This is a genomic window from uncultured Dokdonia sp. (assembly GCF_947492535.1).
Classification (GTDB): domain Bacteria; phylum Bacteroidota; class Bacteroidia; order Flavobacteriales; family Flavobacteriaceae; genus Dokdonia.
In genome coordinates this window covers 105591-120987 of record NZ_CANLNH010000007.1, presented here as the reverse complement: position 1 = coordinate 120987, position 15397 = coordinate 105591, and the positions used below count along the sequence as shown (strand labels likewise).

Sequence of the window (15397 nt, the reverse complement as noted above, 5' to 3'; positions counted from 1 at the left end):
AAAAGAACCAAACCTGCCTGCCTATAGGCAGGAGCGTATACTAAAACATCACAATATATACACCACCATAAATCCTAAATACGTACCCACTGCATTCCCTAAAGAACCAACAAGTATAGCAGGAAGCAGGAGTTCTTTACGTTTAAAAGTTTCTGCAAGTGCAATTGCCGTAGTCCCACCACCAATATTTGCCTGACTCACAATCGCAATCATATCCCAATCTTTATAGATCAGACCGCCAAAAAGAATGGTGAGGATACCATGAAGAAACACAGCAAATGCAGTAAAGCCAAGAAGTGTAAGTCCTATAGTTTTTAGTTCTACCACAGCACTAAGTTCGCAGTAGGCACCAATTACTGCCAAAAAAATATACACCAAATACAACCCTAAGGTCTGACTCCCTTTTAATTTAGAAACAAATGGAATCTGAGCCAAGATAATTCCTAAAGTAGAAATAGTAATCATAGATGGAATCTGAGGAACGTAGGTCGCTAATAAATCAGATGCAAAATAGGCAGCAAGCCCTAAGAATAACAACCACATCAAACTATGAAAATTGAGAGTTTCGTTTTCTTCTGTATCACTAGTTTTGTCTGGAGTACTTATCTTTTTATCTTTCCAAAACTTGCGTAAAAGTGCAGGAAAAGCAAGCGTTACAATAATCCATAAGGTTGTCACTACATTATCAATGGCAATGGTACCCGCATATAAAACACCACGTTCTTGGAAATTATATTCTAAGGCAACCGCATTAAAATTGACACTTCCTCCAGTATATGTACCCGTAAGCATCCCTGCTATAATAGAAGCATCATCTCCTAAAACTTCTTGAGGTGAAATCAAATACCAAGAGATTAAAATACCAAGCGTTGTCGCTAATGACCCAATTATAAACAAAATAATCATAGGGGCACCCGCTTTTTTAATAGAAGAGAGATTTACGTTTAAGAGTAAATAAAATATTGAAATAGGTGCTAGGTATGTAAAAATACCACTGTATAATGGAATCGAATTGGATGCAGATGGAATCAGTTTTAAGTTGGCGATGACCGCAGTAAAAAGAATAACGATTAAAGCGACGCCCAATTTTTTGCCCAATTTTGTTTTGGCTGCATATACAGCCAGAATCACCATTCCTAACAGCATGAGTAATACATAAACGGGATTTTCTGTGATATTCATAAGATAGTATACGTACTAGAAATGGATTAGTTATTATTTTCTTCGTTGCGCTTTGATAAATACATCGATAAGATCCGGTCTATCATTTATAAATCGTAAGGTTGTTAAGCCTTCTTCATTCTGTTGTATGATAGCTGGAATAGATGAAGTGGTCAAAAACCATCCTTTTGGAAGTACTATTGTATTTCTACTTCTTCCAAAACTACGATCCCAAACCAATTGATCTTTATACACTACATAGCGATTAGGATCGGTATAGGTTTCTGTAATACGTAAACGTTTTGTTTCTCCTTCTTTTACAGGATCAAACCAAATTGCAATCACTTCGGTTTCTGGTGTAATAGGAGAGAAAATCGTAATACCACGTTGGCTAATCTCATTTCCTTTTAAAGATTCTATTTTTAACTGTTCTCCCGTGTCTAAAATAATCGCTGATGGATCTTTAGCCTTACTCCCTTTGCGTACTATATTTAGATAGCGATCAATACCAGGTCGTGATTCTGTATAATCATGATACAGTAAAAAAGAATGGGTTTCAGGCTGTTGTAAAAAGTAAACAATATCTCGATCTTGAAATGCACGTTCTCTAAATGTCCAACCTAATCGGGCTTTACTCGCATCACGTCCATTTCCTGACCCAGGAACATAGGTGTCTTCTTTTGGAATGGCAGGGAATTTATTATTAGGAAGTGGTGTTGCCTTAATAACTAAAGGGACGGCCTGCGATCCTCGATTTAAAAAGCTGACTTTGATACGAGCATCATCCGTAAGTTGTACTTGTGATGGATAGTTACAATGTATCAATTCATATCCTTTTGGTAACACAATACTGTTGCGTTTAATCCCTAATGTGCGAGAAAAAATAATTGCGTTCCCTTCCTTAAAATAACTAGCAGTGTCTTTGTATGTTTTGTCTATTCGTAGTCTAGCTTGACCTCCTTTTGGTATAGGTCTAGCGAGTTTTATTTGTAGGTACTCTGTATCCAATGCCGCACTAGATAAACCATTTTTTCTAGCAATAGCACCCGTTACAATTTCCCAAGTTAGTTGGTTACCTGAATATAAATCCCAGACGGCATTAACGATATGCTCACTTCCTTTTCTAAGCGTATTCCAATAATAAGTAGCACCACTAGACGTTCCGCTTACGTCGTAGATAATACGAAATGACTGACTACCTGGATCAAGTAATTCGTATTGTGTATAACTGTCAGTTTGCGTTTGTTGTCCATATAATAAAGTTATACTAGATAAAATACTAAGAACAATACAGATATTACGTGTCATATATAGGGTGTTAAAACAAAAGAAGCGTTACGAAATGCTAAAGGTATGTAGTAAATATACAAGATAAATTAGCAAGCTTTTATGTAGTAATCAATTTATAGATGTGGTAGATGTATTAAATTCTTGTGAAAATATACATAGTATGGATTTTTGATATCGTGTATACAATGAGATAATTGTATTTTTACTTTCATGAAGTATTTTATTTCTTTTATGATTGCTGTGTTCGCTTTCGCGAAAGCGTATACGCAAGAAATAGCACCACAAACAGCGACAGTCGATATACAAAGTATTCGTGCTGTTTTAACACCTCAGTTTGAAACCAAAAGTATAAAAGGTCAAATATGGGTGAGTTTTCAGCCTTTTGAAAATGTAAGCGAAGTACGTCTAGATGCCAAAAAAATGACAGTGACCGATAGTTCTGATATCGCTGAGGTACTAGCAGAAAAGGACCATATTCTGTTTAAAGGAAATTTTAAAGCATCTAAAAAATATACCGTACAGTTTGAGTATACAGCTACCCCTAAACAAACGATGTACTTTGTCAATACTAACGAAAAAGATCAAGTGTGGACACAAGGACAAGGGAAGTATACCTCGCATTGGTTGCCTAGTATAGATGATGTAAATGATAAAATAGAATTTGATATTTCAGTGATTGCCCCTTCAGCCTATCAAGTGATTACTAATGGAAAAATGATTAAAAAGGAAACCCTTGGTAGTAATATCGTTTGGAGTTTTGATATGAAAAAACCGATGTCTAGTTATTTAGTAGCGCTTGCCATAGGAGATTATCAAAAAACAAGTTTCCCATCTACTTCAGGCATACCTTTAGAATTTTATTATTATCCAGAAGATGCACTATTAGCGGAATCTACGTATCGCTATTCTAAAAAGATTTTTGATTTTTTTGAAAAGAAAATAGGCGTACCCTATCCTTGGCAAAATTATAAACAAGTTCCTGTAAAAGACTTTCTATATGCAGGCATGGAAAATACGGGAACCACTATTTTCTCCGATAGTTTTGTAGTAGATAGCATCGGATTTACAGATCGTAATTATGTCAATGTAAATGCGCATGAGCTCGCCCATCAGTGGTTTGGAGATTTGGTGACAGCTACAAAAAGTGAACACCATTGGCTTCAAGAAGGATTTGCTACGTATTATGCCTTACTCGCCGAACGCGAAGTATTTGGAGATGATTATTTCTATTATAAGTTATACGAATCGGCAGAGCAATTGCGGGAGTTAAGCGATCAAGGAAAAGGTCAAAAATTGGTAGCGGCTGGTGGCAGTAGTTTGACCTACTATCAAAAAGGAGCCTGGGCCTTGCATATTTTAAAAGAGACGGTAGGGGAGTACGCTTTCGCGAAAGCGGTTAAAAAATATCTTGAAACCTACCAATATAAAAATGTAACCACCGATGACTTTATGAACGAGGTGGAAGCTGCGTATGGACAAGAACTAACGGAATATAAAAAGGGCTGGCTATACCAAAGTGCTTTTCAAGCAGCTGAAGCCTTAGAATCTCTAAAAAAATCGTCATTTATGCGATCGTATTTTGAGTTACAAGCATTACGTCCAGTAGCGTTGAAAGATAAGATACGACAGCTAGATAATATCTTAAAACTCCCAAATGATTATTTAGGGCAGGAGGCTGTATATCAACTTGCAGGAACCAATTTACAACAGAGCATCGGATTGTATAAACAAGCGTTTACGAGTAAAAATACATTAATACGACAGGCAATTGCTACCTCTGTAGAACAAATTCCACAGCCTTTGGTGTATCAATTTGAAAGCTTTTTACGAGATGATAGTTATGTAACGAGAGAGCAAGCATTTTTAAAATTATGGTTACTATATCGCGCAACTACTAACTTTAAAAAACAAAAAGAAGTATTGAATCAAATGGACGGACAGTTTGGTTTTTCAGATGGAAATATCCGTACGTTATGGTTGACATTAAGTTTAGCAACACAAGGGTATAAAAGTGATGAGGCAGGCGCCCGATATGATGAATTGGTTTCGTATACAGGCGAAGAGCATCCCTTTCAATTACGTGAAAATGCCTTTCAGTTCTTAACCCAAATACAATCATTTGATCGTACAAGTCTTAAAAATTTAGTGGAAGCATGTACACATCATAACTGGCGATTTAGAGAAAGCTCACGGGCGCTTTTAAATCAACTCAGTAAAGAAGATCGTATCAAAGACATTATGGAAAGTGTGAGGCCGTTGCTTTCTAAGAAAGAGCTTGCCTATTTAGAACGTGTAAATTTGTGATATAGTCCTAAGTCCTAAGTCCTAAATCGTTGAATTGTAAATATATAAGTCTAAAAGCGTAGCGATCTATATTCTATACTCTCTTTTCTTTTTTTTATTTAAATAAGTTCAGCCACTTCTCTTTTGATATAGGTAATTCCAGCTTCGCTAGGCGCTTGATTATCCATAAGGTCTTGTAAAATAGTCTCGCGAAGTTTATCACTATTATCTATTTTACCACTCATGTTGGTTTTGCGAATGATAGAAATCGTTGCATTCTTTGCTGTACGTACTACATTCCAACACTCTTCTGTTACATAAATCTGTTGCGCTAAGTTATGCTCAAACTCTTGTTCTATATTACGAAGTAAAAGAGATTCATACTCGTTTTTATCATCACTATATGGTTTTACACGTATAAGGAGACTTCCTGGAGAAATACGCTCTAAGAATAAGGTTAAGCGTTCGTATGCCTGTAGTTTCTGAGGCAATGCAGATGCCTGATTTGCTTTGTGTAAAAGAAAGCGTCTTCTTCCATCTTCACTTTTAGTATACTGACTAAAAAAGTAATATGAAATACCAGCAACAATAAGAGCAGGGAGTAAATTAAAAGCAAGGTTAACTATGTTTTGTTCCATGGGTATGCAAATTTGGGATGACTAATGTAAATGATTTATAACAGTTTTACAACGTTAGTGCATACGCTTTGTTTTATTAAGACGTAATTTTTTTGATAAGAGGATATGATTTTTTGATTTAGAAAAAATATTTTTTGAATAAACGCAACCCTTGATAATTTCGAAAGTCTTATGAGTATAATACAAATCTTACAATCTGGAGTAAGAAAAAATGTATTACATAACGAGATACTATCAATTCTTATTTCTTCACGAAATAGTAAATCCCAATCATATGCAAACACTTTATAAATCATATTTTTTTATTATCATTTTAAGTCTTATCAGCTTTAGTTGTGAACTTGACGACACAGTTCCTCAAAATGGTCCTTTACCAGATAGTGTATTTAATACAACGGCAGATCTAGATCAGTTTTTTGGACAAGAAGTCACACGGAGTTTTTTTGGTGAAGTGGTAGATACAGATCATCATCCAATTATTGGTGCATTAATAGAAATAGGAGATCAACAAGTACGAACCGATAGTAATGGGATCTTTTCATTACGAGATGTACCGACACATGAGAAGTTTAGTTATTTAAAAGCAAGTGCTTTAGGATATGTAACGAGTGGACGATCTTTACGCCCATCGGAAGGTGTAAATCGTGTAAAGATTATGTTGTTTAGTGATTTTTCTAACATAACTATTCAAAGTGGAGAAGAAGCACAAGTAACTTTACCTAATGGAGCATCAATATTATTTAGTGGTGCTTATATAGATGCTAATGGAAACCCGTATACAGGTGAGGTGAAGGTCATTGCAAATTACTTAGACCCTTTAGATCCTGATATTAATGCGATGATGCCAGGAATGTTATATGGTCAAGATGTACAAGGAGATGAAGCAGCTCTTGAAACGTATGGAATGATTTCTGTAGAGTTACGTGGCGGCGGAGAGAAACTCAATATCGATCCTAATAGTCCAGCTGAAATTACGTTCCCTGTTCCTCCTAGTATTCGTAATTCAGCGCCAGGTATTATTCCGCTTTGGAGTTTTGACGAAGACGCTGGCTATTGGATAGAAGAGGGAAATGCTGTATTTAATGGAGCTTCGTATATAGCTCAGGTGACTCATTTTTCTTTTTGGAATTGTGATGCTCCTTTTCGTGTGGTTGATTTTTGTATACGCTTAACTAATGAAAATGGAAACCCAATAACTAATATTACTGTTATTTTATCATCATCTAATAGTTCAGAAACAAGACAGGGAGTTACAGATGAAAATGGTGAAGTATGTGGTAAAGTACCAGCAGGATTTTCACTTGATCTCTCTGTAAAAGATCATTGCGAAAATATCATTTATGAAAATAGCATAGGTCCTTTTAATCAAGACACTACTATTGATGTTATGATACCCCTAGAAGTAGATGATAATAATATTTTTTCATTAGCAGGCACTGTGCTAAATTGTAATCAAGAACTTGTTACAAATGGATATATGAAAATGTATTTAGAAGACGAAACCCAATATATACCTATTAGTAATGGAATGATTCAGGAAGTAATTCTTAATTGCTCTTTTTTGAACATTTTTTCATACGAGATCATAGATGTAGATGCATTATCATCTTCTGGAGTACTAAGTGAAACTATTACATTACCCATAACCGATATAGGAACTGTACAAGCATGTACTCCATCTCAAGAGTTTATTTCCTATACCATTTCTGGTGAAGAGCTTATATATATACCTTTTAATATTGATGCAAGTATAGATCAAACTAGTGGAGGTTATAATATATTTGGTTCAATTACGGGACATAATGATTTTTATTTTATTAGTTCAGGTCAAGAATTAGGTACATATACTTTTTCTTTTTTAGGTAATTTAGGTCCTATGGAAGTCTATTTAGAAAATTTAGAAGTTAATCTTTCAGAGCCTAATACACTTGTTTTTGAATTGACAGCGTTTGGAGAGGTAGGTGAATATATAGATCTTCAATTTAGTGGAGAATATATAAATACTGATGGAGAATTAAAATCTGTTGTTGGAGAAGTGCAGGTAATTAGAGATAATTAATAAAATAAGTACATATTTAAAATAAATTGACTTAATAGAAACGCCACTTTATACAAGTGGTGTTTTTGTTTTATATACTTTAACACTAGGCTCTCCCTATTGGTCGTGAATCTCGCAGGCTTGATTTCGCGATAGCGTATTTAGGAACATAAATTATGGGAGAATATTTTTTCATTCTAATATTATTTTGAAAAAAAATTAATTGTAGGGGTAACAAAATTTCAAGGCTGTTGATATGAGGATGTAACAACAAAACTTTTAATTATGAAAACGCTTAGAATTTTAACCATGATAGTAATTGCCTTCACATTCATTTTTACTTCTTGTGAACGTGATGATAATTTTACAGATGATAATTCAGACATTCCTGATGATACTGTGATTGTAGATGATGATAACGATACAAATAACACAGGAAATCTAGATCAGTTTTTTGGAAGTGTCGTCAACCGAGACTTTTTTGGACAAGTCGTAGATGAGAATAATAATGCCATACAAGGAGCACTTGTAAAGGTGGGAGCCCAAACAGTATTTACAGATGATAACGGAATTTTTTCTGCACAGAACGCATCGGTAAATGAACAGTTTGCTTATTTGCGAGTAACAGCTTCAGGATATGTGACGAGTGGTAGAGCTATGCGTCCTACTGATGGGATCAACCGTGTAAAAATAATGTTACTTAGTGCAGATGTAACTGCTACCGTAAACAGTGGTGCACCAGAAACGGTACAATTAGGGAACGGAACAAGTGTCGCTTTGCCTGGAGATTATATTGATGAAAATGGAAACCCATATTCGGGTACTGTAGATGTAATTCTTGATTACTTAGATCCTGCATCAGACGATTTAGATGCTGTGATGCCAGGTATGTTATATGCAGAAGATATTACAGGTGATGAGGTGTATCTTGAAACGTTTGGGATGATCTCAGTAGAATTACGTGATGCAAGTGGAAACGAACTGAATATAGACCCTAATAATCCAGCAGAATTACGTTTTCCTTTAGATCCAGCATTGCAAGGTGTAGCGCCAACGACGATTCCGTTATGGAGTTTTGATGATGAATTAGGATACTGGATAGAAGATGGTGAAGCTGTATTACAAGGTAATGAGTATGTAGGACAGGTTTCTCACTTCTCTTTTTGGAATTGTGATGCACCCTTTCCTGTAGTCGATTTTTGTACAACGGTATTAGATGATAACGGAAATCCTTTAGCAAACACAACGGTAACCATTACAAGCCCAAATACACCGTATCCAAGATCTGGAGTGACAGATCAAAACGGACAAGTATGTGGAAAAGTACCTTCTGGATTAACCATGACAATTGAAGTCGTAGATTTATGTGGGAACCCAATATTTTCAGATGTGATAGGACCTTTTGCCGGACCAACTACGTATGGACCAGTTAGTGTAAATCCTGGATCATCAACATCACAACAAGTAATAGGGAACTTTAATGATTGTTCTAATAATCCAATTACAGATGGATATGTAGTATTAAATTATGGCGGGAGTATATTTTATGAGCCTGTAACCGCTGGAACGTTTGACATCAACTTAATTAGTTGTCCAGCGAGTAATGTCTTTACACTAGAAGCAGTAGATATTGTAAATCAGCAATCAAGCGGTGTGATTAATTATACATTTACACCACCTACAACAACATTAGGAACGATCACTTCTTGTAATGCGGTATCAGAATACATAGAATGGGAAGCAGAAGGGGTGCAGCATTTCTTAACATCACCTATAAATACCTATGATAACGGGAATAACTTTAGTGTGAATGCAAGTAACGGAAATGAATTTTTCTATATAAGTAGTTCAGATACTGCGGTAGGAACGTATACTTGGGGTAATGGACAACAGGCACCTCCGGGTTCTTTTGAAATGGAAATGTATGAAGTACTATCTCAAATTGATATAGACTATAATGCGCCTATCAATATTACATTTCAATTAAATGCTTTTGGAGCCGTAGGCGATTATATTGACATCACTTTCTCAGGTACTTATTCTGATAATTCAGCAATGATACAACCTATAAGCGGATCAATGCATGTCATTAGAGATTAACGAATAACATTATAAATGTAAAAACCCACTCGTATTGAGTGGGTTTTTTATGCTTTACCTATTCTTTCTCCTTAAAGTTATGAATCTCTTAAATACGCTTTACCATTTTATTCTCCCTCTGGTCGTGAATCTCGCAAGCTCGATTTCGCAAACTTGCCTGCCGGTAGATAGGAGCGTATAAAGAGGCCTATTCATTATTCGTGTGCTTTCTCCATTTCTGCTTTGTTCTGTCCGCCTAAATACTGACAGTCGTATAATTCTTGCATACCGTTAAATGGAACGGGTGTTTTATCATAACAATAAGTTTTATCTAACTCTGATGAGATTTTGTTATCATTTAAATTGATCTCAATATCACTCATCTTAAACTGACAAGGATGTTCATATCCTGCTGCATGCGTAATTTCGATAAATTCTTTTCTAAATGTTTTAAAGTATTGTGCAAGCCTATCCGATTTGAGTGGTACATTAATTCCGTTTTGTAGCCATTTGCTTTGTGTGGCTACTCCTGCCGGACATCGATTGGTATGACATATTTGCGCTTGAATACATCCGATACTCATCATGGCTTCACGCGCTACATTAATACAATCTACACCCATAGAAAAAGCCATAGCTGCTTTTGCTGGAAATCCTAATTTTCCACTTCCTATAAATACAATTTGTTCTGAGAGTCCTTTTTGTTGGAATAAGCGATATAAGTCACTAAACCCATAGACCCAAGGAAGTGATACGTGATCGGCAAAACTAGGCGGTGCAGCACCAGTACCCCCTTCACCACCATCTACAGTAATGAAATCAGGACCTTTTCCTGTTGCTACCATGATATCTGCAAGCTCTTCCCATTGCTCTAGTTTTCCTATAGCTGCTTTAATACCTACAGGCAGCCCTGTAGCTTCGGCAATTTCTTCTATAAAATCAACCATTTCAGGAACATTAGAAAAGGCTTTGTGCGTAGGAGGGGAGAGTACATCTTTTCCTACTTCGACGCCACGTATTTTTGCAATTTCAGGTGTGATTTTAGCACCTGGTAAAACACCTCCCTTTCCTGGTTTTGCTCCTTGTGAGAGTTTTACTTCAATGGCACGTATAAAAGGATTGTCTTTTACAAGTTGTACCATCTTTTCCATAGAGAAACCACCATCTGCTGCGCGTACACCAAAATATCCTGTTCCAAAATGGAATACCACATCTCCACCATTACTGTGATAAGGAGAAAGCCCTCCTTCTCCGGTATTATGATAAGCACCTGCAATTTTTACACCCCTATTTAAAGAGTCTATAGCTTTTGCACTCAATGAACCAAAACTCATCGCACTTACATTGATTATAGAAGCTGGGCGGTACGGTCTTTTACGCTTGTGATATGTACCAATTACCTTTGCGCACGGTAAAAAGGTTTTATCTTTCTTATTGGGATGATTGTCATCTATTTTATAAGGCATCATCGCATTATTAATAAATATATGCTGATGCGCGTAGATATCTCTATCGGTTCCGAAGCCTTCGTAATTGTTTTCTTTTTTCGCGGAAGCGTAAATCCACCCTCTTTCAATACGATTAAAGGGAAGTTCTTCTCTATTGTTTGCAACAAAATACTGACGCATTTCTGGCCCTATACTTTCTAGCATATAGCGTATGTGTCCTACAATAGGAAAGTTATGGCTTATGGTATGCCTACGCTGAAAAATATCACGTAATGCTATAATGGCAAAGATGATAAGTATCCAACCCCACCATGCAATATTGCCTAAAAAGTCTAAAACAGTATCCATATATGAATGTAATTTTTCTTAAAAATACGATGGTCTATGAGAAGTTCAAAAAAATATGAGAAGATTCCTTATAGATCTATTTTACCTATTTAGTTATGTATAAGTAAGTCAATATGATAATACAACCAATTAAAAATAAGATGATGTAGGTTTTAAAGCCTGTTTTTCTTCTTTCTATAAATGGAGTTCTTTTTTGTTGATGACTCTTTACCGTTTGAGAAGTTTTTATGCTATTAGAATCGTTAAATAATTCTCTAGGAATCATATCAATCATATGGTTTTTACCATCATAATAATTAGGATCTTCATCTAGATGATCTACAATATCTTTAGCTTCCTTTAAACCGACGTGCAATTGCTCTCTTACTCGTTTTATAGCGGATAATTTCTTCTGACTATTAATAAGAGAAAGAATTTCGGTTTTATTGATACGTATGTTATTTATAGATATACTCATATCGGCGTTACTCATTTACTTCTGCTTTATCATTTTTAAAGAAAAACCACCTAGAATCAGAATAAGGAGTCCCATAATTCCCCAAAGCCATAGTTCATTTTCAAACAATGGCGCTGTTGAAGGAGTGGTGTCTTTTTGAATAGCTTGCTCCTCATCAAGAACCAATGCCGTCAGTGAGGTAGGAATGTTTTCTTGAAATTTCTGAATATCATAGGTAGGACGTCTTGCATTTTTATTTCCATACGTTAAGAAATAGGTAGCAGGTTCTGTAAAACGAGCAATGAGTTCGTGGGTATATCCTTTTATTTGAATAGTACCAATATCAAGCGGTTGATTGTCTTGATTGTGTACCAGTATTTTTAGCTTTTTAAGCGTTGTACTACTTGCTTTAAATTCGTTCTTTCCTTTAGAATTTAACACCCCAGAGGTTAATGTGCGATAGCTATATTTCCATCCTTGTTCTGTGTGTACACTATCTGCTAGATATTTTATGGTGACAGGTCTGTAATAATCAAACGATTCAGTAGGCGTTATTTTTACGTAGCTAATAGGAACTGCATGTTGTAATTCGATACTGATTTCTGTTTGTTTGGCTTGCTTATTTTCTAGTAATTTTTGCGATGTAATACCATATTTTTTTAAAGTACCTTGTTCTGTATCTTGTTGTGAAATACTCACTTTTTGTAAGTCAGGTGCTACTTTTGAACTTACGCGTAGTCTGAAATAAGTATATTTTGCACTAGGAAAACTCAATGTATTAAACGTGAAATCTGTAAGCTCATTTTTGATCGAAACGATTCGATATTTTTCAGTAATAGTAAACCATTCTTGCTGATTTTGACTCCCTTCTAAGGTAAGCTGCCAGTCATAGTTTTGTTGCCCAAAATCCAAATTTATTTGATTGATAGCTGTTTCTGAAAGAACTTCAAATGTGTAAAAATAGCCATCATTATTATGAGAGGTATTTATAATAGTAAATTCAACATCTTTAGTAACCGTATGATCTTTGGATTTTTGTAGTATGTAAGGTGCTTCGATGGTATCGTTACCCTTAGTAATCCCGTAGAGTCTGATATCAGTTAGCTTTCGCGAAAGCGTACCAAACATGGTTTCTGGTAGTACGACTTTATGCCATTGATCCTGAATACCTTTTACCTCACGTTTATACTCATAAGACTGCATTTGTCCATAGGAGTATGAAATAGAAAATAGGAGTAACGTAATAATGATGTTAGTCTGCAGTTTCATTAGCAATACTGTTTTTGTATTTGTTATATAAAAATGAAATGATGAGTAGCAACACCCCTAAGGATACAAAAACAATGGTTTTTGAAATGGTATTGAGATGTGCAATATCATATACAAATAATTTTATGAGTGTAATAGCAAATAAAACAAAGCCCATAATACGTAGGTATTGTTTCTTTTTCCAGATACCTAATCCAATCAATAATAAAGCATAAATACCCCAAAGGATACTTAATCCAAGTTTATACGATTGTTCAGACTCACCTATATCCATCCAATGGATTAATTCACTACTTGCAATCCAAAGTATGGATATATGTAATAGGATATCAAATGGTATATGGAGTTTTTTCTGTACAAATTCTTGTCGTGTGATGGTATAGCATACGTAAAGTGTGATCGCTACAAATACAAAGGATACGTAGCGTATACCTATATAAAATAATCCTCTTGGATAGTATTCTGATAATGTCTGATCGAGATAGGTCTCTCTAAGTTCACTTAATTCATAAAGTCCGCGAAATAGAAAACCAAAAAGCATTAGCGTCATTAGACCGAGACTGATATACGCAAGTGGTTTACTTTTAATCTTCTTGAGGTTAAGAAAAGCAAGAATAGCAAAAAATAGTAAGGAGTAATTAATGATCCAAATAATTCCAAAGTTGCGTAAGCTATAGTTTGAGTAATCTTCTGAATATCCAGTACTATTTTCAGGTGAAGCAATCATAGAATCTCTAAATAATTGATCCCAATAATTAGAAATTTCTAAACGAACCGCTAAATAACTAAGTAAAATAAGAACCGATGGAATTACGAATGAAATGATTTTTGAAAGCTGATTTTCAGCACCAAATGCAGGGGTATATTTTTTGTTACCGTTTAAATATTGAATAACTCCAAATGCGCCAATAACTAATAACGATGTTAAAAAGTGAATATTAATGATTGGTGTAATTTTAGTTCCCAGATATTCATAGAAATCATATGCATTCCCCCAATCATGAATAAGGCTTAGGAAAGCAATTCCCATCACAATGTAGGATAGCTTTTCATAAACAGAGATCTGTTTTGTTCTCCCAATCCAAAATAATAATACCGCCTCGGTAGCCCATAATAAAGTCACCCAATTTCCATCTAACTGTACAGGGATGGTAATAGTAATAAATACAAGCACTAAACCAGCTACAAGATAGAATAGATTCTTATCTGCAAGTTTTTTACGATAGATAATAGCACTCACTATAAAGTGAATTACGGCATTACCAAGTGTAAATAGACCTACTAACTCTTTCCCTGTATCATGGCCTTCCAAAATAGCGTATCCCACACCATAAAAAACAAAGGAATTAAGGAGTAGTAGTACAATATTCTCAAGACCGAACTTCTCATTTTTGATAAGCTTATAGGCTAAAAATGTAAGATAAAAAGTCACAAAAAAGATAGTGACAAACATAAGTGCTAAGCTAAAGTGTTCATCCTGTCTATAGTCTGTAGCAAACCAAATGAGAAAAATAAGCCATGTGAGTCCGAAGGAAGAATAGTATAAAGGTTTCCAATATTTCTTAAAAGAAATAATTAGAATCCCAATATTAATAATAGCCATATAACTAAGAAGTACAGCCACTCTTCCAGAACCATCACTCAATAAAAACGGAATGGCATAGGCGCCCACTAAACCAATATGTGCTATGATTTGTTTGTTGTAATTTATGGCAGCAATGACACTGAAAATAGTAAATATCACCATCAATCCAAATGCTATGGTTTGCGGAATAAGCTCATAAAAGTTATACGCAGAAAATGTAATGAAATACATAATAGCAATAGCACCACTTACCAGTACAGCACTGTAGCTTTCATATTTTTTCTTAAGTTTAATACCAAACCCTAAAAGACCTATACCTGCTAGATAGCCTAAAATAATTCGAGTAAGCGGACTCACTAAATCATTTTCTATAGAGTACTTTGTACCTAAGGCAACGCCAATAACGGTAATCGCAATACCAATCTTATTAATTAAGTTCTCCCCTATAAATTTCTCTAATTCGTTTTTAGATTTAGGTGTTTTTTTACGAGACGTTGTTTTGGTAGGCGTGACAACCTCTTTAATTTTTTGTTCTTCAAAAGATGTAATTGGAGTAGCAGAAGGCGGTGTAATAACTTCTGGGTCTTTAATGGGGCTAGTTTCAGGAATAGGAGGGGTGATTGGTTGTTCTTTTTCCTGACGAAACTCTTGTCTAACTTCATTTTTTAATTCGTCATCTTGTATTTTCTGTATTTCATTACGTAATAAAGTAATATCACTAGAGATAGATTCTTGTTTCTTTAGTAGTCGTTCTACGGCACTAAATAGCTGATTGATCTTATGCTGGTTTTCTGTCATAATGTATAGTGTAATGATGGGCTC

At 35.1% G+C, this 15397-nt stretch carries 10 protein-coding genes; 3 read left to right on the top strand and 7 right to left on the bottom strand.

The window, feature by feature from the left end:
• Positions 1-48: 48 nt before the first annotated feature.
• Positions 49-1182 carry a DUF819 family protein gene (locus Q1A60_RS11340; RefSeq protein WP_299765646.1) on the bottom strand — a complete coding sequence of 378 codons (1134 nt, stop codon included), beginning with the start codon at positions 1180-1182 and terminating at the stop codon, positions 49-51.
• 33 nt (positions 1183-1215) lie between these two features.
• Positions 1216-2469: a hypothetical protein gene (locus tag Q1A60_RS11335; protein WP_299765644.1), complete on the bottom strand. Its 1254-nt coding sequence runs from the start codon at positions 2467-2469 to the stop codon at positions 1216-1218.
• A 192-nt stretch (positions 2470-2661) separates the two neighbouring features.
• On the opposite strand from Q1A60_RS11335, the gene Q1A60_RS11330 reads away from it, so the two are divergent.
• Positions 2662-4755 carry a M1 family metallopeptidase gene (locus Q1A60_RS11330; RefSeq protein WP_299765642.1) on the top strand — a complete coding sequence of 698 codons (2094 nt, stop codon included), beginning with the start codon at positions 2662-2664 and terminating at the stop codon, positions 4753-4755.
• A gap of 98 nt (positions 4756-4853) precedes the next feature.
• On the opposite strand, the gene Q1A60_RS11325 is transcribed toward Q1A60_RS11330, so the two are convergent.
• Positions 4854-5372 (bottom strand): hypothetical protein, encoded by a 519-nt coding sequence (locus Q1A60_RS11325; protein WP_299765640.1) that lies wholly within the window; start codon positions 5370-5372, stop codon positions 4854-4856.
• Positions 5373-5646: 274 nt separating this feature from the next.
• Between Q1A60_RS11325 and Q1A60_RS11320 the strand changes: the two genes are divergently transcribed.
• Positions 5647-7431: a hypothetical protein gene (locus Q1A60_RS11320; RefSeq protein ID WP_299765637.1), complete on the top strand. Its 1785-nt coding sequence runs from the start codon at positions 5647-5649 to the stop codon at positions 7429-7431.
• A 264-nt stretch (positions 7432-7695) separates the two neighbouring features.
• A complete protein-coding gene (locus Q1A60_RS11315; protein ID WP_299765635.1) occupies positions 7696-9510 on the top strand; it encodes a hypothetical protein in 1815 nt (604 codons plus the stop codon).
• A gap of 194 nt (positions 9511-9704) precedes the next feature.
• Here the strand turns inward: Q1A60_RS11315 and Q1A60_RS11310 are convergent, their stop codons facing one another.
• From Q1A60_RS11310 to Q1A60_RS11295, 4 genes are all read right to left on the bottom strand, one after another.
• Positions 9705-11285: an FMN-binding glutamate synthase family protein gene (locus Q1A60_RS11310; RefSeq protein ID WP_299765633.1), complete on the bottom strand. Its 1581-nt coding sequence runs from the start codon at positions 11283-11285 to the stop codon at positions 9705-9707.
• 85 nt (positions 11286-11370) lie between these two features.
• A complete protein-coding gene (locus Q1A60_RS11305) occupies positions 11371-11757 on the bottom strand; it encodes a ribosomal protein L7/L12 (RefSeq protein ID WP_299765631.1) in 387 nt (128 codons plus the stop codon).
• On the bottom strand, positions 11758-12990 hold the full coding sequence (locus Q1A60_RS11300) for a DUF3999 family protein (RefSeq protein ID WP_299765629.1): 1233 nt from the start codon (positions 12988-12990) through the stop codon (positions 11758-11760).
• Positions 12974-15373: a DUF2339 domain-containing protein gene (locus Q1A60_RS11295; protein WP_299765627.1), complete on the bottom strand. Its 2400-nt coding sequence runs from the start codon at positions 15371-15373 to the stop codon at positions 12974-12976. The genes Q1A60_RS11300 and Q1A60_RS11295 overlap by 17 nt, the downstream gene beginning before the upstream one ends.
• Positions 15374-15397 lie beyond the last annotated feature (24 nt).